16 protein-coding genes are annotated in these 25,065 nt (G+C 65.3%); 4 read left to right on the forward strand and 12 right to left on the reverse strand.

Annotated features, from left to right (window positions below; translation table 11 throughout):
• Nucleotides 1-74 precede the first annotated feature (74 nt).
• A complete protein-coding gene (gene gap / locus JF542_RS02930) occupies nucleotides 75-1,082 on the reverse strand; it encodes a type I glyceraldehyde-3-phosphate dehydrogenase (protein WP_207074687.1) in 1,008 nt (335 codons plus the stop codon).
• A 267-nt stretch (nucleotides 1,083-1,349) separates the two neighbouring features.
• Here gap and JF542_RS02935 point away from each other — a divergent pair, with 267 nt between their 5' ends.
• Complete coding sequence (locus JF542_RS02935) at nucleotides 1,350-2,318, forward strand: DUF808 domain-containing protein (RefSeq protein ID WP_207074688.1); 969 nt, start codon at nucleotides 1,350-1,352, stop codon at nucleotides 2,316-2,318.
• Between the two features lie 113 nt (nucleotides 2,319-2,431).
• On the opposite strand, the gene tkt is transcribed toward JF542_RS02935, so the two are convergent.
• Entirely contained in the window at nucleotides 2,432-4,450 is a 2,019-nt protein-coding gene (tkt, locus tag JF542_RS02940; protein WP_207074689.1) for a transketolase, read from the reverse strand.
• Between the two features lie 231 nt (nucleotides 4,451-4,681).
• Here tkt and JF542_RS02945 point away from each other — a divergent pair, with 231 nt between their 5' ends.
• On the forward strand, nucleotides 4,682-5,227 hold the full coding sequence (locus JF542_RS02945) for a hypothetical protein (protein WP_207074690.1): 546 nt from the start codon (nucleotides 4,682-4,684) through the stop codon (nucleotides 5,225-5,227).
• Complete coding sequence (locus JF542_RS02950; protein ID WP_007800372.1) at nucleotides 5,224-5,628, forward strand: cell division protein ZapA; 405 nt, start codon at nucleotides 5,224-5,226, stop codon at nucleotides 5,626-5,628. The genes JF542_RS02945 and JF542_RS02950 overlap by 4 nt, the downstream gene beginning before the upstream one ends.
• A 304-nt stretch (nucleotides 5,629-5,932) precedes the next feature.
• On the opposite strand, the gene JF542_RS02955 is transcribed toward JF542_RS02950, so the two are convergent.
• Both JF542_RS02955 and eno read right to left on the reverse strand, forming a co-directional pair.
• On the reverse strand, nucleotides 5,933-7,891 hold the full coding sequence (locus tag JF542_RS02955) for a DUF4214 domain-containing protein (protein ID WP_207074691.1): 1,959 nt from the start codon (nucleotides 7,889-7,891) through the stop codon (nucleotides 5,933-5,935).
• A gap of 500 nt (nucleotides 7,892-8,391) precedes the next feature.
• A complete protein-coding gene (eno, locus tag JF542_RS02960; protein ID WP_207074692.1) occupies nucleotides 8,392-9,666 on the reverse strand; it encodes a phosphopyruvate hydratase in 1,275 nt (424 codons plus the stop codon).
• Between the two features lie 231 nt (nucleotides 9,667-9,897).
• On the opposite strand from eno, the gene JF542_RS02965 reads away from it, so the two are divergent.
• Nucleotides 9,898-11,046: a mechanosensitive ion channel family protein gene (locus JF542_RS02965; protein ID WP_207074693.1), complete on the forward strand. Its 1,149-nt coding sequence runs from the start codon at nucleotides 9,898-9,900 to the stop codon at nucleotides 11,044-11,046.
• A 156-nt stretch (nucleotides 11,047-11,202) separates the two neighbouring features.
• Here JF542_RS02965 and JF542_RS02970 read toward each other — a convergent pair whose 3' ends face one another.
• The 8 genes from JF542_RS02970 to JF542_RS03005 all read right to left on the reverse strand — a co-directional run bounded on the left by JF542_RS02970 (nucleotide 11,203) and on the right by JF542_RS03005 (nucleotide 25,028).
• The gene (locus JF542_RS02970) at nucleotides 11,203-12,087 is read right to left on the reverse strand and encodes an EamA family transporter (RefSeq protein WP_207074694.1); all 885 of its coding nucleotides are present in this window, start codon (nucleotides 12,085-12,087) and stop codon (nucleotides 11,203-11,205) included.
• Between the two features lie 6 nt (nucleotides 12,088-12,093).
• Nucleotides 12,094-13,728 (reverse strand): alpha-D-glucose phosphate-specific phosphoglucomutase, encoded by a 1,635-nt coding sequence (locus tag JF542_RS02975; RefSeq protein WP_207074695.1) that lies wholly within the window; start codon nucleotides 13,726-13,728, stop codon nucleotides 12,094-12,096.
• Between the two features lie 12 nt (nucleotides 13,729-13,740).
• The gene (gene malQ, locus JF542_RS02980; RefSeq protein ID WP_207074696.1) at nucleotides 13,741-15,597 is read right to left on the reverse strand and encodes a 4-alpha-glucanotransferase; all 1,857 of its coding nucleotides are present in this window, start codon (nucleotides 15,595-15,597) and stop codon (nucleotides 13,741-13,743) included.
• Nucleotides 15,594-17,651, reverse strand: coding sequence for a glycogen debranching protein GlgX (glgX, locus tag JF542_RS02985; RefSeq protein ID WP_207074697.1), 2,058 nt, complete (start codon nucleotides 17,649-17,651; stop codon nucleotides 15,594-15,596). The genes malQ and glgX overlap by 4 nt, the downstream gene beginning before the upstream one ends.
• Nucleotides 17,648-19,060: a glycogen synthase GlgA gene (glgA, locus tag JF542_RS02990; RefSeq protein WP_207074698.1), complete on the reverse strand. Its 1,413-nt coding sequence runs from the start codon at nucleotides 19,058-19,060 to the stop codon at nucleotides 17,648-17,650. Before glgA ends, glgX begins: the two co-directional genes overlap by 4 nt.
• Nucleotides 19,057-20,322, reverse strand: coding sequence for a glucose-1-phosphate adenylyltransferase (glgC, locus tag JF542_RS02995; RefSeq protein WP_083793944.1), 1,266 nt, complete (start codon nucleotides 20,320-20,322; stop codon nucleotides 19,057-19,059). Before glgC ends, glgA begins: the two co-directional genes overlap by 4 nt.
• A gap of 73 nt (nucleotides 20,323-20,395) precedes the next feature.
• A complete protein-coding gene (glgB, locus tag JF542_RS03000) occupies nucleotides 20,396-22,582 on the reverse strand; it encodes a 1,4-alpha-glucan branching protein GlgB (protein WP_207074699.1) in 2,187 nt (728 codons plus the stop codon).
• Nucleotides 22,583-22,643: 61 nt separating this feature from the next.
• On the reverse strand, nucleotides 22,644-25,028 hold the full coding sequence (locus JF542_RS03005; RefSeq protein ID WP_207074700.1) for a glycogen/starch/alpha-glucan phosphorylase: 2,385 nt from the start codon (nucleotides 25,026-25,028) through the stop codon (nucleotides 22,644-22,646).
• Nucleotides 25,029-25,065 lie beyond the last annotated feature (37 nt).

Below are 25,065 nucleotides of genomic sequence, written 5' to 3' on the forward strand. Positions count from 1 at the left end.
CGCAAGACGCAAAAAGGGGCGGCGGTCTCCCCTCCGCCGCCCCTCGATGTGGGGTCAGGACCGAGGTCGCTCCATCAGTGATGAAGGCGACCCATTGCTGCGGCCACATCCGCCATACGGGCGGAAAAGCCCCACTCGTTGTCATACCACGCGAGCACACGCACCGTGCGCTTGCCGACGACCTTGGTCTGCTCGGGTGCAAAGATCGAGCTGGCCGTCGTGTGGTTGAAATCAACCGAGACCTTGGGTTCCGGGTCATAGGACAGGACCATTCCCATCCGGCCAGACGCGGCTTCGCGCACGATCTCGTTCACATCCTCGACGGTCACGTCCTTGGAGGCCTGAAAGGTCAGGTCCACGGCCGAGACGTTAGGAGTTGGCACACGAATGGCCGATCCGTCAAGCTTTCCCTTCAAATTTGGCAATACTTCTCCAAGTGCCTTCGCGGCACCGGTCGAGGTGGGGATCATCGCCATGGCCGCGGCACGGGCGCGATAGAGGTCGTTGTGGCGACGGTCCAGCGTCGGCTGGTCGCCGGTATAGCTGTGAATCGTGGTCATCACGCCGCTTTCGATACCGATGGCCTCGTCGAGCACCTTGGCCAGCGGCGCAAGGCCGTTGGTGGTGCAGGAGCCGTTCGAGATCATCACGTCGCCCTGCACGAGCTCGCGGTGGTTGACGCCGTAGACGATGGTCTTCTGAACGTTCTTGGCGGGGGCCGAGATCAGCACCGATTTGGCGCCCTGGTGAATGTGCTGCACCGCCTTGTCGCCGTCGTTGAACTTGCCGGTGCACTCGAGCACCACGTCGCAGCCGGTCCAGTCGAGCTCGCCCATCTCGTAGGTCGACATGACGTCGATCGGGCCGCGGCCCAGATCCAGAGCGTTGCCGTTCACCACCTTCACCTCGCCGCCGAAACGGCCGTGCACGCTGTCGTAGCGCAGCAAGTGGGCGGAGGTTTCGATCGGGCCGGTGGCGTTGATCTTCACCACCTGCACGTCGTTGCGGGCGCTCTCGGCGATATGGGCCAGCGTGCAGCGGCCAATGCGGCCGAATCCGTTGATCCCGACGGTGACGGTCATGGGGCGATGTCCTCTTGGCTGTGGCTCGGAATTTCCTGATCTGTATACGTATGTACACCACGCGCTCAATCCTAATTATGCAGAAAAGACAATATGTTAGCGATAAACATGTGGGTTGCGCTAACATTTTTGAGCCTGTCGCCATGGCATCTTGCACGGTTGCGGTAACGCTCCTCCGGCCACGCCAGGCGCGGGTCTGAAGAGAACGGCGCTTGAACCGGGCAGGGCGTCCGCTAGGTTGAGCGAAACGAACGGACGGAGACAGACATGAGCGGGCTTCTGGCGCTACTCGACGACGTGGCGGGCATCGCCAAGATCGCGGCGGCTTCTGTCGACGACATCTCGGCCCACGCCGCCAAGGCCGGCTCCAAGGCCGTGGGCGTGGTGATCGACGACGCGGCGGTGACGCCGAAATACGTGCACGGGTTCGAAGCCTCGCGTGAGTTGCCGATCATCTGGAAGATCGCCCGCGGGTCGATCTTCAACAAGCTCATCATCCTGTTGCCTGCGGCGCTGCTGATGGCGGCCTTCGCGCCATGGCTGGTGCCGTACCTGCTTGTGCTCGGCGGGTCCTATCTCTGCTTCGAAGGCGCTGAGAAGGTCGCCCACGTGGTTTTGCCGCATGACGACCACTCCGGTGGACCGGATGGCAGCCACGATATCGGCGACCCGGCGCATCTTGAAGAGACCAAGGTCAAGGGCGCGATCAAGACCGACTTCATTCTCTCGGCCGAGATCATGACGCTGGCGCTCTCGACCATCGAGGCGCCCGAGGTCTGGATCCAGGCGGTGGTGCTGGCGCTGGTGGCCATTGGCATCACGGCGCTGGTCTATGGCGCGGTGGCGCTGATCGTGAAGATGGATGATGTGGGCCTGTGGCTCACGCAGGTGGGCAAGCTCTCGGTCACTCGCGCCGTGGGCCGCGGCATCGTCAAGGGCATGCCCTACGTGATGAAGCTGCTGTCCATCGTCGGCACAGCGGCGATGCTCTGGGTCGGCGGCTCGATCATCATCCACTCGCTGGCGCAGATCGGCTGGCACGCGCCGGAGGAGTTCATCCACCACTACGCGGTGATCGCCGAGCACGCGGTGAGCGAGCAATGGCAGGGGGCGGTGCTCTGGCTGGCCACGGCTGCGATGGATTTCGTTGTTGGCCTGGCCTGGGGGCTGGTGCTGGTGCCGATCGTCACCAAGCTGGTCATGCCGCTCTTCGGGGGCGCGAAAGAGGCGCATTGACGCCTGAACGGGTTACTGACGCAGCTGCGCTTTACGCTCGTGTCATAGGGCCAGACGAAAAAAGCGCGCCGCAGCTGCGGCGCGCTTTTCTGTCTCACGATGAAGGGCAGGGCTCAGAGCAGCGACTTCGCCTTCGCGGCCACGCCTTCGGCGGTGATGCCGAACTGCTCGTAAAGCGTCTCTGCCGGGGCCGACGCGCCAAAGCTGTCCATGCCCACGAAGCCGGCCTTGGCCTCGCGGCCACGTTCGCCCAGCAGCCACTTGTCCCAGCCGAAGCGGGTCGCGGCTTCCACGGCGACGCGGACCGGGCCACCCGGCAGCACGCGCTTGCGGTAGGCTTCGTCCTGCGCCTCGAAGAGCTCGAAGCAGGGCATGGAGACCACGCGGGTGCCGATGCCCTCGGCCTGCAGCAGATCGCGCGCTTCGAGCGCGATCGCGACCTCGGAGCCGGTGGCCATCAGGATCACCTGACGCTTGCCCTCGGCATCGGCGAGGACGTAGGCGCCCTTTTCGACGAGGTTGTTGGTCTTGTGCTGGGTGCGCACGGTCGGCACGTTCTGACGCGTCAGCGACAGCACCGAGGGCGTGGTCTTCTGGGTCAGAGCGATCTCCCACGCCTCGGCGGTCTCGACCACGTCGGCGGGGCGGAACACGAGGGTGTTCGGCGTCGCGCGCGAGATCGCGAGATGCTCGATCGGCTGGTGCGTCGGGCCGTCCTCGCCAAGGCCGATGCTGTCATGGGTCATGACGAAGACCGTCGGGGTCTGTTGCAGCGCGGCCAGACGCATCGCCGGACGGGCGTAATCGGTGAACGCCATGAAGGTGCCGCCATAGGGGCGGATGCCACCATGCAGGCCCATGCCGTTCATCGCCGAGGACATGCCGTGCTCGCGGATGCCCCAGTAGACGTAACGGCCACCGCGGTTGTCGGTGTCGAACACGCCCATGTCGCCGGTCTTGGTGTTGTTCGAGCCGGTGAGGTCGGCCGAGCCGCCCACGGTCTCGGGCATCACCGGGTTGATCACCTCGAGCACCATCTCCGAGGCCTTCCGGGTCGCAACCTTGGGTTCGGTCTCGGTGCTCTGCTTCTTCAGCGCGCGGATCACCGAGGACAGTTTCTTGGGAGCGTCGCCGGCCATGGTGCGGGCGAACTCGGCTTGCTTGCGGTCCGACATCGACGCGATCCGGCCGTCCCAGGCCTCACGCTCGGCGGCACCGCGGGTGCCGATCTCTTCCCACCAGCTCTTGATCTCGGCGGGCACCTCGAACGGGCCGGTGGTCCAGCCCCAGCCGGCTTTGGCGTCGGCGTTCTGCTCGGCATTGGTCAGTGCGCCGTGACCCTTGGAGGTGTCCTGCGCGGCGTGACCCAGTGCGATGTGGGTCTTGCAGGCGATCATCGACGGCTTGTCGGTGACCTTTTTGGCCGCGGTGATGGCCGCGTCGATGGCCTCGGGGTCGTGGCCGTCGATCTCCTGCACGTGCCAGCCCGACGCCTTGAAGCGCGCCACCTGGTCGGTGCGGTCCGACAGCGACACCTTGCCGTCGATGGTGATGTCGTTGTTGTCCCACATCACGATCAGGCGGCCGAGCTCGTAGCGCCCGGCGAGGCCGAGGGCCTCCTGGCTCACGCCTTCCATCAGGCAGCCGTCACCGGCGATGACGTAGGTGTGGTGGTTCATCGCGGCCTTGCCGAAGCGGGCGCGCAGGATTTCCTCGGCCATGGCGAAGCCGACCGAATGCGCGATGCCCTGGCCGAGCGGACCGGTGGTCATCTCGATGGCGTCGGCGTGGAAGTTCTCCGGGTGGCCGGCGGTGCGCGAGCCCCACTGGCGGAAGTTCTTCACCTGCTCGAGGGTGATCTGCTCGTCGCCGCTGAGATAGAGCAGCGCATAGAGCAGCATCGAGCCGTGGCCCGCCGACAGGATGAAGCGGTCGCGATCCGCCCAGGTCGGTGTCTTCGCGTCGAATTTCAGGTGCTTCGACCACAGCACGGTCGCCACGTCGGCCATGCCGATGGGCATGCCGGAGTGGCCCGAATTGGCTGCCGCGACCGCGTCGAGCGTCAGGGCACGGATGGCGGTGGCACGCATCCAGTGATCGGGATGTGCGTCTCGAAGGGCATTGATATCCACGGGCAGTCCTCTCTATCCCAGAGCCGTTTCGGGGCTAATAGCAGTGTGGGGCCGAAGATCAAGCGTTAGCGCCGGCAATGCGCCGCCGGTGGGTGAACTCCCGCCCGTAACCACTTGGGACATATGGGGCGCATTTTCCGTGAGCGCTTGATAAACTGATGCGAAACGGGGCGGGTTCGATTCGCAACGATCGACGCGACAGGTCCCGAAGGCAGATCGAGAGAGGGCAAGATGAGCCAGATTGACGAGTTGCAGTCACGGATGACGCGGGCGCTCGACCGCATCTCGAAAGGGGTCGAGACGCTGTCCGCGATGGAGCCTCCCGCGCCGGAGCCTGTGGATGACGGCTCCGCCGAAGAGATCGCCCGCCTGAGCGCGGCGCTCGAGGACGAGCAGATGGCCAATGCCCAGCTCGAGGCACGGGTCAAGTCGCTGCACGACCAGATCGAGGCGCAGCCCGAGACCCCGGAGGCCCCCGAGCCCGACGCCGCGCTGCAGGAACAGATCGCGGCGCAGCGTGAGGGCATGCAGGCGCTCGACGGCGAGCTGCAGCGCCTGCGTCAGGCCAATGACGCGCTGCTGAAAAGCTGCACCGAGATGCGCGAGGCGCTGGCCGAGAACCTCGGCGAGCCGCACCTGATCAACGAGGCGATGTTGGCCGAACTCGAGGCGCTGCGCGCGGCCCGCGCGGTCGAGGTGGCCGAGGCGCGGGCGGTGCTCGGCGCGCTCGAGCCGGTGCTGGCGCAGGCTGCAGGCGAAGAGGAGGCGGCGCAATGAGCCAGCAGATCGAAGTACAGATCAACATCGGTGGCCGGACCTTCGACGTCGCCTGCCAGGAGGGCGAGGAGCAATACCTGCTCACCGCCGCGCGCATGCTCGACACCGAGGCCTCGGTGCTGGTGGACCAGATCGGCCGCATGCCCGAGGCGCGGATGCTGCTGATGTCGGGGCTGATGCTGGCCGACAAGACCGCCGGTCTCGAGGATCGCCTGCGCGAGGCCGAGGACAAGCTGGGCGAAATGGCCGAGGAGCTGCGCGAGCTCCGCGAGCGGCCCTTGCCGGAGCCCGAGAAGGTCGAGGTCCCGGTGATCCCGGCGAGCGTCTCTGATACGCTCGCCGAACTCGCCGCGCGCGCCGAGGCGGTGGCCGAGGAGATCGAGGCCAAGGCGGCGGGCTGAGGGCTGCTTGGAGTTCGAGCTGAGAAAGAGGAGATCGATTTTGGTGACCGCCTCTTGGACCCTGTGGGGCTGAACTTGCCTAAAGGCGCCACTCCGATCCCTTCGGAGATTTTTGCACCCAGTCTCAAAGACATGCAGGAGGTCAAGTCTTGTATGACTAAGATGCGCAGGGAGCGGTCACGAAACTAGGAGGCATTCAAGAATGCCTCAAACCGGTAAACTGTCCACTTTGACCACATGCGCCGAGCGCCAACGTTAAAGAACGGATCCGGCCCTCGGGCCGGATCCGTGAGAGATTGCGAGGTCAAACCATGATCATGTCACTGTCAAGATCGGCCAGCCCGGTATCGTTTAGAACGACGGTGACATCCATGTCTTCAAAGACCACACCACCGTTCTCTTCAGTCATGTTCGCGATGACGTCATCGGCGCTGTCATATCCGAACGCGGTGAAGTCGAGCACGTCCCAGGATTCGAGGTCAGTGACGGTGTGGGAGCTGTCGGTATCCGTTGAGAATACGAAGTGATCCGAAAGGACGCCGCCCGAGAGGGTGTTGTCGCCGCCATTGCCCATCAGAACGTCGTCTGTATCCTGAGCCATAACCCAGGCGTTCATGTCGCTCACGGTCTTCGCACTGAACTCCGGGCTTTGTGCGAAGCCGATAAGGATCTCGGCGCGCGAAGCGCCCTCGTCAAGGCGGGCTGTCCAGTTTGCCAGGCCCTGCGCGTCGGGGTCACGATCGAGCGCGTTCTCGTAGAGAGCCGTCACATATTCCCCATTCGAGGTGTTGCCGTAGATCTCATTGAACTCCGCGCTGCCGACGAAGCCACTGGCGACGCCGAGCTGCGTCAGCTCGCCGGTCGCGTAGTCCTCGACCCAGCGGCTCAGCCCCCCCTTGTCCGGATCGCGGTCGAAGGCGGTCTGGTAGAGGCGGAAGATCTGGGCAGTCTCGACCTCGAGGCTCGCGCTGTTCTCGAAATCCCCGTAGATCATGTCATCGCCGCCGCCGCCGCCAATATTGTCTGCGCCACGATCCCCGAACAACGTATCGTCACCACCTGCACCGCGCAGGATATCATCGCCCATGCCGCCGGACGCCCAGTCGCCCGTCATGCCCGTCGAGGCATTGCTGAGGCCCTGATCACCATCCGCCCAGGTGCCGGTGTGGATCTCGTCGTTGCCGGCGCCGCCATAGATCGTGTCTGCGCCATCCGCAGACGCGTCGAACGTCGTGCCGATCGCGTCGGACACCCGGCTGTCGTCATCGCCGGTGATGATGTCGTCGCCAGCGCCGCCGTGGATAATGTCATCGCCTGCGCCGCCGGCGTAGCCGTTGTCATAATCGCCAAGCATCAACGCTCCGGATGCACCGTCATCCGCAGCATCCGTCTGATTTTGGTCCATCGTTCCGGCCCGGAGATCATCATCGCCGCCGGCGCCATAGAGGACGTCCCGTCCAGCTTCGCCGATGAGCGTATCGTTGTCCGCGCCGCCGTTGATGCTGTCGTCGCCGGCTTGACCATTGACCTTGTCGTCTCCGAGACCGGCGTCATACATGTCGTCGCCGTCTCCAAGCATCGTCGTCGTCGATGCCAGAGAGCGCTGCGCGCTCAGTAGAGCCATGGCCTCTTCGATTGTCGCCGCTTCAATGTCGCCAGCGGCCGCGGGCAGAATGCTGGTATAGCCGTTCTCGCCGCCATCGACCTCACCCCCGGTGCCCTCACCGATGCCATCGGGGACATCCACACCATGGATCACGATCTCGCGTAGCGTGAGGGGCATGAGGTCTTCGGCAGTATAGTCGGCCATCGAGACCGGGCTGAAGAAGTTGCTGTCGTCGGTCAGATCGTAGCTCTGAACGAATGAGATCGCACCCGTCTCGTCAGCCATTGGCATCGCCCCCCCCTCGGGGGAGACCAGCGGCAACAGCACGTCACCGTACTTCCCCAGCCCCTCCAGAACCTCGACCATGCCGTCGAGATCAGCGTCATCCGCCAGTGTCGGGGCTGTCGAATCGATGGGATTGCCATCCTCGTCAAAAAGCCCGTGCACATGCTGCGCATGGGTCTGCGATGGAGTAAGGCCGTTGCCCGCGATAGCCACATTGAGGTAGGACGAACCATCCTCCTCGGTCTCCATGGCGATGATCGCAGTCGCGTTCACACCGGAACTGTTTAGCGCGTTGAAGTCGACCGTCCAGAACGCGTCTGCGCGTGAAAGAAACGTTTCGAACGAGCTGTAAGACGAAGCCAGATGTGCCATTGGTGATCTCCTCTTTCATCATGGGTCACACCAACTACTCACGTGGCCTGCGCAGAATAGTTTCTGATTTGATGCAAAAAGAACCGGAAAATATCTCTGAAACAGTCATGAGACTGCTTCGAAAAGGCACAAGTTTTGCACGATCTAAAGGGCACCACCTGCGCAATGTGCACGCGCTGAACTGTGTTCCCGAGCCTGTGTGCCCGCCGTCGCAGCCTCCAGAGAAGAAATGGTGATACGGAATTATCGAAAGCTCTCGAAGCACCACCTGGGCCGCGGTGAGGAGTGCGCAACTCCGTCACAGAGCACAGCGTTCAGGAAACAGACCAGACTCTTCTTGCGATGAGCGGTGTGTGCGGCCCGCTTGGGGTGAGTGAAAGAGGTCGTCACTCTTATTTCGAACTCGCATGGACCTTAATGGTCCAGAAAAAAGGGCGGCGACCACAGGTCACCGCCCCTCCACAATCTCCATCAAACGCCCCCACAGGGGCGCCCAGCCCTCAGCGCAGGATCGAGCGGCCGGCGTAGATCGCCGTGTCGCCCAGCATCTCCTCGATGCGGATCAGCTGGTTGTACTTCGCGAGCCGGTCCGAGCGTGCCAGCGAGCCGGTCTTGATCTGGCCGCAGTTGGTGGCCACGGCGAGATCGGCAATCGTCGAGTCCTCGGTCTCGCCCGAGCGGTGCGACATCACGTTGGTGTAGCGCGCGCGGTGGGCCATCTCGACCGCCCGCAGGGTCTCGGAGAGGGAGCCGATCTGGTTCACCTTGACCAGCATGGAGTTCGCCACGCCCTGCTCGATGCCCATCGACAGGCGCGCGGGGTTGGTCACGAAGAGATCATCGCCCACCAGCTGCACGCTGTCGCCGAGCTTCTCGGTGAGCAGCTTCCAGCCCTCCCAGTCATCCTCGGCGCAGCCATCCTCGATCGAGATGATCGGGTAGTCGGCGCAGAGCTTGGCGAGATAGTCGACATTCTCGGCCGAGGAGAGCGAGAGGCCTTCGCCCTTCATCTCGTACTTGCCGTCCTTGTAATACTCGGTCGAGGCGGCGTCGAGCGCGAGGTAGATGTCCTCGCCGGGCTTGTAGCCGGCCTTCTCGATCGACTTCAGGATGAAGTCCAGCGCCTCGCGGGTGCCGCCGAGCTCGGGGGCAAAGCCGCCCTCGTCGCCGAGGCCGGTCGACATGCCGGCGGCGGAGAGCTCTTTCTTCAGGGTGTGGAACACCTCGGAGCCCATGCGAACGGCCTCGCGGATGTTCTCCGCGCTGACCGGCATGATCATGAATTCCTGGATGTCGATCGGGTTGTCCGCGTGCTCGCCGCCATTGATGATGTTCATCATCGGCACCGGCAGGACGCGGGCGGCGGTGCCGCCAACGTAGCGATAGAGCGGCTGGGCGGTGAACTCTGCCGCGGCCTTGGCGGTGGCGAGGCTGACGCCGAGAATGGCGTTGGCGCCGAGACGGCCCTTATTGTCGGTGCCGTCGAGCTCGATCATCGCGCCGTCGATGGCTTCCTGCTCGGTGGCGTCGAAGCCCACCAGCGCCTCGGCGATCTCGCCATTGACCGCGGCCACGGCGTCGAGCACGCCCTTGCCCATGTAGCGGCCCTTGTCGCCGTCGCGGCGCTCATGCGCCTCGTGCACGCCGGTCGAGGCACCCGAGGGCACGGCGGCGCGGCCCAGCGTGCCGTCTTCCAGCATGACGTCGACCTCGACTGTGGGGTTGCCACGGCTGTCAAGGATCTCGCGGGCGTGAATGTCGATGATGGTGCTCATGGGTGCGTCCCTCGCCTCCAATTGGGTTTGAGCGAGCTATAACAGCCGGTGCGCGAAAGTAAACTTGCGCAGCGCTAACAGATGGCTAGGTGGCGCGATATCGCTAACATTTCTCGCCGCGGGGTCGGGGTTTTGCCAAATGCCGCGGCGCAGCTATTGTTTGTGGAGACAGGGAGGCAACAGGCAACGAACGCGGGCGCGAGAGGAGGCGTGCACCGGCAAGGAGCACGCATGGAAGAAGAGCTGGATCAGATCGAGCAGCAGGTGGCCGAGATCACGACCGATATCGAGGCGGTCATTCCCGTCCTGCCGGACTGGGTCATGCCGGTGGCGGTGGTGGTGGCGTTCTTCTTTCTCGGGCTGCTGGTGTTCCGGCTGGTCTATGCCATCCTCAACCGTGCAGTGGCCGGCAAGGACCTGTTCTGGCGCAGCCTCGTGGCGCGCACGCGCCGTCCGCTGCGGCTGGCGCTCGTGGTGGCGTCGCTGTTCATCGGGGTGGCGGTGGCGCCGCTCGGTCCGGAGCAGACCGATTTCGGCCAGCACGCGCTGCTCATCGCCTTCATGGTGCTGGTCGCCTGGACGCTGCACACGGCGCTGCACATCTGGACCACGGTGCATCTGCGCAAATTCACGCTGGATGCGGAGGACAATTACCTCGCCCGCAAGCACGTCACCCAGAGCCGCATCATGGTACGGCTGGCGGGCTGGGTGATCGTCATCGTCGCCACGGCGGCGATCCTGATGACCTTCGAGGGGGTGCGGCAATGGGGCGTGTCGCTGCTGGCGGCCGGTGGTGCCGCCGGGATCGTGGTTGGCTTCGCGTTCCAGCCGGTGCTGAAGAACCTGATCGCCGGCATCCAGCTCGCCGTCACCCAGCCGATCCGCATCGACGACGCGGTGATCGTCGAGGGCGAATGGGGCTGGGTCGAGGAGATCACCGGCACCTACGTGGTGATCAAGATCTGGGACTGGCGCCGGCTCGTGGTGCCGCTGAGCTACTTCATCGAGCAGCCGTTCCAGAACTGGACCCGCGACAGCTCGTCCCTGATCGGCGGCGTGCTGCTCTATCTCGACCATTGCGCCGACATCAAGCGACTGCGCGCCAAGACCGAGGAGGTCTGCCGCAACTCGGCGCTCTGGGATGGCAATGTCTGCCACGTGCAGGTCAACGATTTCCGCGAGCGGGTGATGGAGGTGCGGGTGCTGGCCTCGGCCCGCAACGCGCCGCGCACCTATGACCTGCGCTGCGAGATCCGCGAGGAGCTGATCACCTGGATCCAGAAGGAGATGCCCGAGGCGCTGCCGCGCACCCGCGAGACGGTTTCGGTGGATGGCGGAAACCGTCCGATGCCGGCAGGGATCGAGGTCGTGGGCGGATAGGGACGTATGGGGGCGCTGCACCCGCCCGCGCGATGCGCGCGGACTCCCCCGGGATATTTTCAGCCAGAAGAAGCCAGCAGCGCTGTGCCCTTGGCTTCTCTTCGTCAAAAATACTCCCGCCGGAGGCAGGCCGCTCCTGGCGGCCGGGAGGCGGTTTCAGGGCCGAAGAACAGCGGCCTGCTGCCGCGCCAGCCGGTTCTCTCGCAGGAAGCTGTAGAGCCCGGCGGCGAGGATCAGCGCTGCGCCGGTCCAGGTCCAGCCGTCCGGACGCTCACCGAAGATCGCCATGCCGAGGCCTGCGGTGAACACCAGCCGCGTGTAGCGGAAGGGGGCCACGGAGGAGACCGGCGCCATGCGCATCGCCATCGTCACGGCAAGGTAGCCGGCTGCCGTCACCACAACGGCGCCGGTCATGTAGCCGAAGGTCTCTCCCTCGCCCGAGAACGGTGCGCCGGTTATCAGCAGCACCACGAGACCGACCGGCAGCACGGCGGCGAAGCCGTAGGCGGACACCGCGAGCGAGGGGATGCGCGCCGGCAGGAGCCGGGTCACGAGATCACGCGCGGCCAGTCCGGTGACGCCGACGACGGGGAAGATCTCCCAGCCGGTGAACGCCGCGCCGCCGGGGCGGATCACCATCAGCATGCCCACGAGCCCCACGCCGATCGCCAGCCAGCGCCGCCAGCCCACCGGCTCTTGCAGGAACAGCGCCGCGCCGAGCGTGACCACCAGAGGCGCGGTCTGCATGATTGCCGCCATCAGGGCCAGCGGGATCTTCGACAGCCCCACGATCATGCCCAGAGCGCCGATCATCTCGAAGAGATTGCGCAGCATCACCTTGGGCTCGAAGGCTTCGGACAGGCTCAGCCGCACGCCGCGGAGCGCGGCGAGCACAAGGAACAGCGCGGTGGCCCCGATGCTCAGCATCACCATGACCTGACCCACGGGGGCGGTCTGGGAGGCGAGTTTGAGAAAGGCGTCGCTGGCGGCCAGCAACGCCATGCCGGCCACCATCAGCGCGATGGCGCGTAACGTGTCCACCTTGGATCAGGTGATGACGTCGGGCGCGTCGCGACCGGTGCGGGACGTGATCTCGGCGATGGTCTCGGCGGCGGCGATGACCTCGGCCAGCGCCTCCTGCGGATCGAGCCCGAAGGCAGCGGGATCGGTCTCGACCTTCTCAAGATAGACCCGCAGCGTCGCGCCCTCGGTGCCGGTGCCCGAGAGGCGCAGCACGAGGCGTCCTCCGCCTTCGAACAGAACCCGCAGGCCCTGGCCCTCGGCGCGCGAGCCGTCGACCGGATCGTCATAGGCGAACTCGTCGGCCGCCGCGACGGTCAGGCTGCCGAAGCTGGTGCCGGGCAGGGTGGTGAGCTGGGAGCGCACATGCTCCATCACGCCCGCCGCCGCGTCGCTGTCGACCGCCTCGTAGTCGTGGCGCGAATAGTAGTTGCGGCCATACGCGGCCCAGTGCGCCTCCATCAGCTCGGCGACGGAGCATTTCTTCACCGCGAGGATGTTGAGCCAGAACAGCACCGCCCAGAGCCCGTCCTTTTCGCGCACATGGTCGGAGCCGGTGCCGAAGCTTTCCTCGCCACAGAGAGTCGCGCGGCCGGCATCGAGCAGGTTGCCGAAGAACTTCCAGCCGGTCGGGGTCTCGTAGCAGTCGATGCCCAGCTTCTCGGCCACGCGGTCCACTGCCTGCGAGGTCGGCATCGAGCGCGCGACGCCCTTGAGCCCGTCCTTGTAGCCCGGCACCAACGTGGCATTGGCGGCAAGGACGGCGAGGCTGTCGGAGGGCGAGACGTAGCAATGCCGGCCCACCACCATGTTGCGGTCGCCGTCGCCATCGGAGGCGGCGCCGAAATCGGGGCCGCTGTCCGACATCATCTCGTCCCAGAGTTGCTTGGCCCAGGTCGGGTTCGGATCGGGGTGGCCCTCGCCGAAATCCGGCAGCGGGATGGCATTGAACACGGTGCCGGGCGAGGCCCCCAGGGTCTCTTCCAGAACCCGCGTCGCATAGGGGCCCGTGACCGCGTGCATCGCGTCGAAGCGCATGCGGAAACCCGACTTGAAGAGCGCTCGGATGGCATCGAAATCGAACAGCTCGGCCATCAGTTCGGCATAGTCGTCCACCGGGTCGACGATCTCGATTTCCATCTCGCCCAGCATCACCGTGTCGGTCATGCGCAGGCCGATATCCTGGCTTTCGGCGATGTGGAACTCGGCGATCTCCTTCGTGGCGTCGAAGATCTTTCCGGTGATGCCCTCGGCGGCGGGGCCGCCGTTGGCGGCATTGAACTTGACGCCGAAATCACCTTTCGGGCCGCCGGGGTTGTGGCTGGCCGACAGGATGATGCCGCCATCGGCGCCGCGCTTGCGGATCAGGTTGGAGGCGGCGGGGGTCGACAGCAGCGCCCGCTTGCCCACGATGACCTTCTTGGCGCCGCTGGCTGCGGCCATGCGCAGCACCACCTGCGCGGCCTGCGAGTTGAAGTGGCGCCCGTCGCCGCCAAGCACCAGCGTCTTGCCCTCGACGCCGCCAATGCCGTTCCAGATGCTCTGGATGAAGTTCTCGAGGTAGTGATGCGTCTGGAACACCTCGGTCTTCTTGCGCAGGCCCGAGGTGCCCGGCTTCTGGCCCTCGATCGGCTCGGTCGGGATGGTACGAATGCTGGTCATAATTCCTGTCTCCTATCGCCCGGCACGTTTCATGATCCGGGCGGCGTTTGCAAGCACCGGGCTTGCCGCGATCTCGTCGACGCCAGCGGGCAGCCGCTGACGCCAGTTCGGGTACTCCCATACCGTTCCCGGCATGTTGGGCTGGCTCTCCATCTCGAGCATATCCTCGACCTGTAACGCCACCATGCAAGAGGCGGTTTCGGCCAGCAGCGCCGCCATCGCCTCGGGGCTCTCGGGGGCGTAGCCATTGCGGTAGGGCGCGGTGGCGCCGTCCATGCCCTCGACCTCGCGGCCACGGAAACCGAACATGCCCTCGGTATGCTCGGCGGGAATGATCCCCATGTCGCGGCGCAGCGCGATCTCGCGGCCCTCGCGCCAGCCTTTCCAGGTCGGCAGATCATGCGAGGAAAAGCTGGCGATGACGCCCTCGTCATACTCTTGCGGTGCCTTGTACCAGGGCGGATCGCCGGTGTGCTCGAAGCACATCAGCCGGCAGCCGAGGATGCCGCTGTCCTTCAGCGCGTGCTGCAGCCCGTCGGGAATGACGCCCAGATCCTCGCCGACAATCACCGCGCCGGCCCGCGCCGCCTCCATGCGCGCCACCGCCAGCATGGCCTCGCGTGGCATCGTGACATAGGCGCCGGGCAGGTCGCCATCGGGCACCCAGTAGGCGCGCTCGAAGCCGAGGATATGGTCGATGCGCAGCGCACCCGAGAAGCGCAGCTGCTGGCGCAGCGTGGCGGCCAGCGCCGCGAAGCCGGTGTCGATCAGGTGCACCGGGTTGAACGGCGCGAGGTGCCAGTTCTGGCCCTGTGGCGCGAAGGCGTCCGGCGGCGCGCCGAGGCTGGCGCCGAAGGCAAAGCTCTCGCGGTCCTCCCAGGTCTCGGCGCCGTGCGGGTGGGTGCCCACGGCAAGGTCGAGATAGAGCCCGAGCTCGAGCCCTGCCGCCTGCGCCCGCCGCTGGGTCTCCGACAGCGCCCCCTCGGCGCTGTATTGCAGCCAGGCATGAAAGCGCACGCGGTCGGCGAGATCATGCGCAGCCTGAGCCACCTCCGGGCTGTCAGGGTCGTGATAGGCGGCGGGCCAGCTGTCCCAGAAGGCGCCGAATTTCTCTGACAGTGCCTGGTGAGTGGCGAAGTGATGCAGCGAGGCCCCCTCGTGGCGCAGATACTCGTCGAAGCCGGGCCCGGGCGGCGCGGCGCGAAACTCTTCCTCGAGCGCGGCAAGACGGGCCGGCAGCTCCTCGGGCAGGATCAGCACCGGGCCGGGGGTCTCGGCCCGGGCCGCGGTCGGCAGGTAGAGCGGTGCGACGCGGCGGCGGTGCGAGGGCGTGTAGGGGCTGAAGCCCTCGGGATTTGTCAGGAAGCCCGCGTGGATCGGGTTGATGCCGAGGAAAGCCGCGCCAGTGGGACCGAGCCCTTCGGCGAGCCGCGCGAGATCCTCGTAGCTGCCGATCCCGCCCTCGGTCTCGCTGCGCAGGCAAGCGAGCGGCGCCATGAGACCCCAGAGCTTGCGCGGCAGCGGCAGGCGCGCGGGTGCGCAGAGCAGCCAGCAGCGCTCTCCGCCGCTTTCGAGCCGGTGCCGGCCCAGCGGCAACTCGGGGAGCGCGCCGCGGCCCTCGGTCTGGCTGCCGTCCTCGCGGGTCAGCTGCCAGGCGCCCGCGGGCACGAGACCCACCGGCTCGCCCGGCTCACAGACATGCCAGCGCGGCAGGACAGGCTCTGGCCGGTCGGGCGCATCCTCGAGCCCCATCGCGGCCAGAAGGGCCGCCTTCGTCTCCTCACTTGCGACCTGAATATCTCCGTACAAGTCGCGGAATTCAGATATAATTCCAGCCTTTGCGGCGCGGTCGTTCATGCTGTCACTCATACCGGTTCCTCGACAAGGGCGATCACCGAATTTGCGGCCATCTGAATGGTGGTTCCGACGCGCTCGGCGCCGAGATCGGGGCTTGCGGTGTCGACATGGCGGACCCAGCAGAAGCCGTCGGGGAGCTTGGGAAGGGTCAGTGCGGTGGCATCGCCGGAATTGAAGGCAAGATAGATCGCCTCCTCTCGCTGCGCGTATTTCGGGGTGCCGCTGGCCATGCGAAACTCGGCGCAAAGCACCGTCATATGCCCGTTGGTCCAGTCGGCGCGGGTCATTTCAGCGCCGTCGGGGCGCCACCAGAACAGGTCTGTGACGCCGTCGACCTTGCGCGGAATCGAGTGCAGGAAGCGTTTCTGCCGCAGGATCGGGTGCGCCTTGCGGAAGCTGATGAGCCAGCGCGTGAACGCGAGGAACGCCTCGTCGGCGGCCTCCCAGTCGATCCAGGTGGTGTCGTTGTCCTGAGCGTAGGCGTTGTTGTTGCCGTTTTGCGAGTTGCCGAGCTCGTCGCCGGCCAGGATCATCGGCGTGCCTTGGCTGAGGAGCAGCGTCGCCATCATGTTGCGGCGGCGCTGTGCGCGCTTCTCGACGATCTCGGCGTCCCCGGTCGGGCCCTCGACACCGAAATTGTCCGAGTAGTTCTCGCCGTGGCCGTCGCGATTGTTCTCGCCGTTGGCCTCGTTGTGGCGCTCGGTGTAGCTCACCACGTCCATCAGCGTGAATCCGTCATGGGCGGTGAGCAGGTTGACCGAAGAGGTGGCGTGGCGCCCCGAATGGTCGAACAGGCCGGCCGAGCCGGTGATGCGGTCGGCCATCACCGGCACATGGCCGAGATCGCCGCGCCAGAACCGCCGCACACCGTCGCGATACTGGTCGTTCCACTCGGCGAAGGGCGGCGGGTAATTGCCAAGCTGATAGCCACCGGGACCGATATCCCACGGCTCTGCAATGAGCTTTTTCGTCGCCAAAACAGGGTCTTGCCTGACGGCCTTGAAGAAGGCGCTATTGGGGTCGAAGCCGGTCTCGGTGCGCCCCAGCGTCGAGCAGAGGTCGAAGCGGAAGCCGTCGACGCCCATGGTCGTCGACCAGTAGCGCAGCGAGTCCAGCACCATGCGCAGCACCATCGGGTGTTCGATATTGACGGTGTTCCCGGTGCCGGTGTCGTTGTGATAAAAGCGCTTGTCCTCGTGCAGCCGATAATAGGAGCGGTTGTCGAGCCCGCGGAACGAGAAGGTCGGGCCGTTCTCATCGCCCTCGCAGGTGTGGTTGTAGACCACGTCGAGGATCACCTCGATGCCCACCGAATGCAGCCGGGCGACCATGTACTGGAACTCCCAGAGGCGGCCGTGGCTGAGATAGCGCGGCTCGGGCGCGAAGAAGCCCAAGGTCTGGTAACCCCAGTAGTTTACGAGGCCTTTCTTAACCAGAAAGCGATCATTGAGAAAGGCATGCACCGGCAGCAACTCGACCGCGGTGATGCCGAGCTTGATCAGGTGCTCGAGCACCGCGTCCGAAGCCAGTGAAAGGAAATGTCCCGGGTGGTCTGCGCCGGGGAATTTCTTTGTCAGGCCCTTTACATGGGCCTCGTAGATGATGCTTTCCTCGAGCGGTGTGTTGGGGGCCTTGTGGCTGCCCCAGTCAAAGCTGGTGTCCTCGACCACGCATTTCGGCATGTAGCGGGCGCTGTCATGCGGATCGGGCGCCTCGGACCCGCCATAAAGTGCGGCGTGCCACGTGGGGTGGCCGGTGAGCCGCCGCGCGTAAGGGTCGAGCAGCAGCTTGGCGGGGTTGAAACGGTGGCCCTCACGCGGGGCAAAGGGCCCCTCGACGCGGTAGCCGTAGAGTTGACCCGGTGTCAGGCCGGGAACCCGACCGTACCAGATATCGCCGTCACGCTCGGGCATGGCAAGCCGCGCGGTCTCGGTGCCATGCTCGTCAAAGAGACACAGGTGGATGGCTTCGGCGTGCTCGGAGAACACGGCGAAGTTCACCCCGTCGCCGTCGAAGCTCGCGCCGAGGGGCGCGGCGCGGCCTGCCAGCATTTCCGGTGCGCTCATCCGGGTCTGACCATCTCGGCATAGAGCGCCGCATAGGTGGCGGCGGATTGGTCCCAGCCCACGGGGGCGGCCATGGCGTTCTTCATCATTTTCGTCCAGGTATCTCGATCCTGGTAGAGATTGACCAGTTTCATCAGGGCCTGCGCAAGGGCCTGCGCGGTCAGCGGGTGGAACTGAAGCCCGGTTGCCGCACCGGCTGCCAATCCTGCAGGCGATGCGTTGATCACCGTGTCGGCAAGCCCGCCGGTCAGGCCGACCACCGGGAGGGTGCCGTGGCGCAGCCCGTAGAGCTGGGTGAGGCCGCAGGGCTCGAATCGTGACGGCACGAGGATGGCATCGCCCCCGGCGATCATTCTCCGCGCCAGAGCCTCGTCGTAGCCTATGGTGGCAGCAACGCCGGAATGCGCTTCGGCATAGTCCTGGAAGGCGCGCTCGAGGTCGCGGTTGCCGCTGCCCAGAAGCACCAGCTGGCCGCCACGGTCGAGCAGCGCGGGCAGGGCCTGCAGCAGGATGTCGATCCCTTTCTGCTCGGTGAGGCGCGAGACCAGCACACAGACCGGACCCGGCCAATCCGGCAGGCCGAACTCCTTGCGCAGCGTGGCGCGGTGCTTTGCCTTGCCCGAGGGCGATTTGTAGGGCGGCATCCAGAGCGCTTCGTCGATGCCGTTGAGTATGCCGACAAGATCTTCCTGACGCTCGCGCAGCACGCCATCGAGCCCCATGCCATATTCCTCGGTCATCAGCTCCGAGGCATAGGTGGGCGAGACGGTGGAAAGTTTGTCCGCGTAGACAAGACCGGCCTTCAAGGCGCTGATATTGTTCCAGTATTCATATCCGCGCTCGTTGAATTCCGAGCGCGGAAGTCCCAGCCGCGAGATCATCGAAGCCGGCGACAGGCCTTGGAAGGCAATGTTGTGGATGGTCATCAGAGACGCCACCCGATCGCTGGCGCCAAGCTCGCGCAGGTAGAGCGGCGCATAGCCGGCCTGCCAGTCGTGGCAGTGCATGATCTGCGGAAACCAGCCCTCGACTCCCTCTGCACAGAGCATCGCCGCGGCCACCGAGAGCGCGGCGAAGCGCTCGGCATTGTCGGGGTAGTCGCGGCCGTGGCTGTCGAGATAGGGGCCGCCGTCGCGGTCAAAGAGATGCGGCGCATCGAGCGCGTAGAGCACCTGATCGCCAAGCTTGCCGCGGTAGACCCGCGCGAAGCCGCCGAACAGGTCATCCCATTCGGCCACCTTGCGGCGCCGGCCGACCTCGGCCATCACCTTGGGATAGCCCGGCAGCAGGGTGCGCATCTCGACCCCCTTGGTGGCCAGCGCGCCGGGCAGCGCGCCCGCCACGTCCGCGAGCCCTCCGGTCTTGATGAGTGGCACGCATTCCGACGTGACGGACAGCACTCTGGTCATTTCTCGGCTTCCCTCCGATCCAGCATCCGCTGGGTGATGAGCGTCACGCCACCGGGGCTGACGCGGAACCACTTGGCGTCTTCCTCGGGGTCCTCGCCGACGACGAGCCCCTCGGGGATGTGTACACCACGGTTTATGACAACATTGGTAAGCCGCGCATGGCGCGACACGTTGACGTATGGAAGCGCCACGACCCCCTGCAGCGAGGCATAGGAGTTGGTGTGGCACATGGTGTAGAGCAGCGAGTTGCGGATCTCGGTGCCCGAGACGATGCACCCGCCCGAGATCATCGAGCTGACGGCAGCGCCGCGCCGGTCGTCCTCGTCATGAATGAACTTGGCCGGCGGGACCAGCTCGGAATAGGTCCAGATCGGCCAGTCTCGGTCCCACAGGTCGAGATCGGGTGAAAAGTCCGTCAGGTCGATATTGGCCTTCCAGAACGCGTCGATGGTGCCGACGTCGCGCCAGTAGGCCGGCGCATCGGGGCGCGACCGAACACAGCTATCCTCGAAACGGTGCGCCTGCGCGGTGCCCTTGGCGACGATCTCGGGGATCATGTCATTGCCGAAATCGTGGCTCGAGGCCTCGTTGGCCATGTCTTCCATCAGCCGCTCACGCAGGTAGTGCCAGTTGAAGACGTAGATGCCCATCGACACCAGCGTCTTTTCCGGATCGTCGGGCAGGCCCGGCGGGTCGGCGGGCTTCTCGAGGAACGAGGTGATGCGGTCGCGGCTGTCGACGGCCATGCAGCCAAAGGCACTTGCCTCGGGACGGTCGACGGTGAGACAGCCCACGGTGACCTCGGCGCTGGTTTCCACATGCTGGCGAATCATCGCCTCGTAATCCATCTTGTAGATGTGGTCGCCGGCGAGGATGACGATGTAGTCGATATCGTAGCTGTCGATGATGTCGATGTTCTGCGCCACCGCATCCACGGTGCCGCGATACCACATGCCCTCCGAGACCCGCTGCGAGGCGGGGAGGATGTCGAGGAACTCGTTGCGCTCGGCGCGGAAGAAGTTCCAGCCGCGCTGGCAATGCCGGATCAGGCTGTGCGCCTTGTATTGCGTCGCCAGCGCGATCTTTCGGATGCCGGAATTCAGCGCGTTGGACAGCGCGAAGTCGATGATCCGCGCCTTGCCGCCGAAATACACCGCCGGTTTCACCCGGCTGTTGGTCAGCTCGTGCAGTCGCGATCCACGACCTCCCGCCAGGACGAAGGCCATACTCCGTCCCGACAGCCTCTGGTGTGTCAAAGGCATGTCAATTCCTCCTAATTTTCCGGTCGCCTCTCCCCCGTGGTTTGGTGACCGATTGAAATGCCCCGTCAGCTACTCAGGTGTCGCGCACCAGGTAAATGGCCGAGAGCGGCGGGATGGTCACGTCGGCATGGGCCGGCTGACCGTGATATTCCCCGTCGCTTGCCTCGACAGATCCGTAATTGCCGCGATTGCTGCCGCCGTAGATCTCGGCGTCGGAATTGAGCGCCTCGCGCCAGGTGCCGGCGGCCGGCATCCCCAAGCGGTAGGCGCCGTGCTCCTGCGGCGTGAAGTTGCAGACCACCACGACCTCCGGATCATCCGGACCGCCGCGCCGCACCCACGAGAACACCGAGTTCTGCGAGTCGCCACCATTGATCCACTGGAAGCCATCCTCGAAGCAGTCCTTGGCGTGCAGGGCCGGGGTGTCGCGGTAGAGGTGGTTGAGATCGCGCACGAGGCGCTGGATGCCAGCGTGGTTCGGGTCCGAGAGGCACTCCCAGTCGACCTGCGCGTCGTGGTTCCACTCGCTGCGCTGCGCCAGTTCCTGGCCCATGAACAGCAGCTTCTTGCCCGGATGGCCCCACATGAAGCCGTAATAGCTCCGTAGGTTGGCAAACTTCTCCCACTCGTTGCCCGGCATCTTGCCGAACATCGAGCCCTTGCCGTGCACCACCTCGTCGTGGCTGATCGGCAAAATGAAGTTCTCCGAGAAGGCGTAGACCAGCCCGAAGGTCATCTGGTGGTGGTGATACGAGCGGTGGATCGGGTCCTTCTTGATGTATTCGAGGGTGTCGTTCATCCACCCCATGTTCCACTTGAAGCCAAAGCCAAGCCCGCCCTGATCAACCGGCTGCGACACGCCCGGATAGGCGGTGCTTTCCTCGGCCACGGTCATGATGCCGGGGTTGTCGCCGTAGGTGGCGGTGTTCATCCGCTGCAGCACCGCGATGGCCTCGTAGTTCTCGCGCCCACCATCCTTGTTGGGCACCCATTCACCGGGGCTGCGCGAGTAGTCGCGGTAGAGCATCGAGGCCACCGCGTCGACGCGAAGGCCGTCGGCGTGGAACTCCTCGAGCCAGTAAAGCGCGTTCGCGGTGAGGAAGTTCGACACCTCGGCGCGGCCGTAATTGTAGATCAGCGTGTTCCAGTCCTTGTGGAAGCCTTCGCGCGGGTCCGCGTGTTCGTAGAGCGAAGTTCCGTCAAACTTGCCGAGCCCGTGCGGGTCGGACGGGAAGTGCCCCGGCACCCAGTCGAGGATCACCCCGACGCCTGCGCGGTGGGCGGCGTTCATCAGGTCGCGGAACTCGTTCGGCAGGCCGCAGCGGATGGTCGGCGCGAACATGCCGATGGGCTGGTAACCCCAGGAGCCGTCGAACGGGTACTCGCTGATCGGCATCAGTTCGATATGGGTGAAGCCCATCTCCTTGACATAGGCGATGAGCTCGTCAGAGGCCTCGATATAGGAGATCGGGCGGCCCCAGTCCTTGCGGCGCCACGAGGGCAGGTGGACCTCGTAGACCGAGATCGGCGCCTCGCGGCTTTGCATGGCCTCGCGCTTGGTCATCCAGTCGCCGTCCGACCAGCCGTATTCGCGGATGTCGCGTACGATCGAGGCGTTTGCGGGGGGATGCTCGGAACCGAAGCCCACCGGGTCGGCCTTGCGCGGCTGGATGGTGCCATCGGGGCCGACGATCTCGTAGCGGTAGAATGCGCCATCGCCGACATTGGGGATGAAGATCTCCCACACGCCGGTGGCGCCGCGCTTGCGCATGGTATGGCGCAGGCCGTCCCACCAGTTGAAGTCGCCAACGACCGAGACGCGCCGGGCGTTCGGCGCCCAGACCGCGAAATGCGTGCCGTGGCAGCCCTCGTGCTCCATGACATGCGCGCCGAGCGCCTCCCACATCCGCAGGTGGCTGCCTTCGCCGAGCAGGTATTCGTCCATCTCGCCGAGGACCGGGCCGAAACGATAGGGATCCTCGAAATCCCAGCTCGCGTCTCCGGCTGCACCGCGCAGATGGTAGGGCGCATCGCCCGGCACCTTGCCACGGAAGATTCCGGGCGCATCGGGAAGCGGATCGAGCGGGTGGGTGTCTGAGCCGATCACCGCCCACATCTGCTTGGCGCCGGGGTCGAAGGCGGTGACATGGCGGTCACCACCCTCTGTCCTGTGCGGCCCGAGCAGGGCGAATGGATCGTCGTGCTGACCTTGGGTCAGGCGATGAAATTCCGAGGCGGGAGGATGATTTGCATCAGTCATGCCTCGAACTTTAGTGCGATTGACGCGAGCTGCAATGACTCGCGTCAACTCTTATCGCGTATCAGTCGAGAAGGCTCTTGGCGTCCCAAATATCCTTCATGTAGCCGCGGATCGTGCGGTCGGACGAGAACCAGCCCGAGCGTGCGGTGTTGAAGGCCGCCATCCGGGCCCAGCCCTGCTGGTCCTTGAAGGCCGCATCCACCTCGCGCTGCGCGCGCCAGTAATCGCTGAAGTCCGAGCAGACGAGGAAGTAATCCGCACCTTCGAGATTGCCGGTGATGTTGTGATAGCGCTCGGGCTCGGCGGGCGAGAAGCGGCCCTCGCGGATCACCTCGAGCGCGCGGGCAAGGCGCGGATCTGCGGCGATGGCCTTCTGGGCGTGGCTCTCGACCATGCGGCGCTCCATCACCTCCTCGGCGGTCATGCCGAAGAGGAAGAAGTTCTCGGCACCCACGTGATCGCGGATCTCGACATTGGCGCCGTCAAGCGTGCCCACGGTGGGCGCGCCGTTGAGCGCGAACTTCATGTTGCCGGTGCCCGAGGCTTCCTTGCCGGCGGTCGAGATCTGCTCCGACAGGTCGGCTGCCGGCACCAGCCGCTCGGCGAGCGTCACGTTGTAGTTCGGCAGGAAGGCGATCTTGAGATATTTGTTGGTCAGCGGATCCGCATTGATCACCGCCGCCGCATCATTGATCAGGCGGATGATGTCCTTGGCGAAGAAATAGCCCGGCGCCGCCTTGCCGGCGAAAAGCTTGAGCCGCGGCGTCCAGTCCGCGTCCGGGTTGTCGCGGATCTCGAGCCAGTGGGCGATGGTCTCGAGGATGTTGAGATGCTGGCGCTTGTACTCGTGCAGGCGCTTGATCTGCACGTCGAAGATCATGTCGGGATCGACATGGAAGCCATGCGCCTGGCCCATCCAGTTCGACAGCTCGACCTTGTTGTCGCGCTTGACCTTGCCGTAGCGGTCGAGCCAGCCGGCGTCCTCGATATAGGGTTCGAGCTTCTCGAGCTGCTCGAGATCGTCGACCCAGGCCTCGCCGATCGACTCGGTGATCAGGCCGGCGAGGCGCGGGTTGCAGGCCAGCAGCCAGCGCCGTGGCGTGACGCCGTTGGTCTGGTTGACGATGCGGTCGGGGTGCAGGTTGTGCAGTTCCTCGAACACGGTCGTCTTCATCAGCTCGGTGTGCAGCGCCGAGACGCCGTTGACCTTGTGCGCCATGACGAAGGAGAGCTGGCCCATCTTGACCTGATGGTCGGCGCGCATCGACTGGGTCCGCGACGGGTTGCGGTTGGCGTGCTCGTTGTCGATCTGGTCGATGATCTGGATGTGACGCGGCAGCAGCCTGCCGAACAGCGCCTCGCCCCAGCTTTCCAGCGCCTCGGGCAGGAGCGTGTGGTTGGTGTAGCTGAGCGTGTTGCGGGCGATGTCCATCGACTCGTCGAAAGGAATGCCGCGCTCGTCATGCAGGATGCGGATCAGCTCGGGCCCGGCGATGGCCGGGTGGGTGTCGTTGAGCTGGATCGCCACCTTCGAGGGCAGCTTGCGCAGGTCGCCGAACTGGTTGTTGAAGCGGCGCAGGATGTCGCGCAGCGCAGCACCGGTCAGGAAGTACTCCTGCTTGAGGCGCAGCTCCTTGCCCTGCTCGGTGGTGTCGTCCGGGTAGAGCACGCGGCTGATGGTCCGCGCCAGCGCCTCGGGGGCGGCGGCGGCGGCATAATCGCCGTGATTGAACGCGGCAAGGTCGAACGGGTGGATCGCGCGGCCCGACCACAGGCGCAGGGTATTGGCCCAGCGGCCCTTCCAGCCGACCACCGGCGTGTCGAACGCCTCGGCCTCGACCTCTTCGGCCGGGTGCCAGCGCACGGTCTCGCCGTGGTTGGTCACGTGGCCGCCAAAGCCGATGCGGTAGCGGACCTCGGGGCGTTCGAATTCCCAGGCGTGGCGTTGGCCGAGCCAGAGCTCGGGCTGTTCGACCTGGCGGCCGCCGACAAAGCTCTGCCGGAACAGGCCGTGCTCGTAGCGGATGCCGTAGCCATGCGCCGGGCAGCCGATGGTCGACAGGCTTTCGAGGAAACAGGCGGCAAGCCGGCCAAGGCCGCCATTGCCCAGCGCCGCATCCGGCTCGTCCGCCAGCACGTCGTTGTAATCCTTGGAGAACTCGGCCAGCGCCGATTTCGCCTCCTCGACCAGTTCGAGATTGACGATGCCATCCTCGAGCAGGCGCCCGATGAGGAATTCCATCGACAGGTAATAGACCCGCTTGGCGCCGGTCTCATAGGTCTGGTGAGTGGCCTTGAACCACGCATCGACAATGCGGTCGCGCACCGCGTAACTCAGCGCCATGCGCCAGTCTTCGAGAATGGCGTGCTCGGGATCCTTGCCGAAGGAATAGGTCAGATGGCGCAGGATCGAGTCGCGCAGGGAGGGCGTGGAAAGTTGCAGCATGGTCTTTTGGCTCGCTCGATAGGGTCAGAGGTGCTCC

The organism is Salipiger bermudensis, from assembly GCF_017309175.1.
Classification (GTDB): domain Bacteria; phylum Pseudomonadota; class Alphaproteobacteria; order Rhodobacterales; family Rhodobacteraceae; genus Salipiger; species Salipiger bermudensis.

Bases quoted from the DNA above. Each gene is read 5' to 3' on its own strand.
- gap (WP_207074687.1), bottom strand. From the start codon at position 1,082: ATGACCGTCACCGTCGGGATCAACGGATTCGGCCGCATTGGCCGCTGC.
- JF542_RS02935 (WP_207074688.1), top strand. From the start codon at position 1,350: ATGAGCGGGCTTCTGGCGCTACTCGACGACGTGGCGGGCATCGCCAAG.
- JF542_RS02945 (WP_207074690.1), top strand. From the start codon at position 4,682: ATGAGCCAGATTGACGAGTTGCAGTCACGGATGACGCGGGCGCTCGAC.
- JF542_RS02950 (WP_007800372.1), top strand. From the start codon at position 5,224: ATGAGCCAGCAGATCGAAGTACAGATCAACATCGGTGGCCGGACCTTC.
- JF542_RS02955 (WP_207074691.1), bottom strand. From the start codon at position 7,891: ATGGCACATCTGGCTTCGTCTTACAGCTCGTTCGAAACGTTTCTTTCA.
- eno (WP_207074692.1), bottom strand. From the start codon at position 9,666: ATGAGCACCATCATCGACATTCACGCCCGCGAGATCCTTGACAGCCGT.
- JF542_RS02965 (WP_207074693.1), top strand. From the start codon at position 9,898: ATGGAAGAAGAGCTGGATCAGATCGAGCAGCAGGTGGCCGAGATCACG.
- JF542_RS02975 (WP_207074695.1), bottom strand. From the start codon at position 13,728: ATGACCAGCATTCGTACCATCCCGACCGAGCCGATCGAGGGCCAGAAG.
- malQ (WP_207074696.1), bottom strand. From the start codon at position 15,597: ATGAGTGACAGCATGAACGACCGCGCCGCAAAGGCTGGAATTATATCT.
- glgX (WP_207074697.1), bottom strand. From the start codon at position 17,651: ATGAGCGCACCGGAAATGCTGGCAGGCCGCGCCGCGCCCCTCGGCGCG.
- glgA (WP_207074698.1), bottom strand. From the start codon at position 19,060: ATGACCAGAGTGCTGTCCGTCACGTCGGAATGCGTGCCACTCATCAAG.
- glgC (WP_083793944.1), bottom strand. From the start codon at position 20,322: ATGCCTTTGACACACCAGAGGCTGTCGGGACGGAGTATGGCCTTCGTC.
- glgB (WP_207074699.1), bottom strand. From the start codon at position 22,582: ATGACTGATGCAAATCATCCTCCCGCCTCGGAATTTCATCGCCTGACC.
- JF542_RS03005 (WP_207074700.1), bottom strand. From the start codon at position 25,028: ATGCTGCAACTTTCCACGCCCTCCCTGCGCGACTCGATCCTGCGCCAT.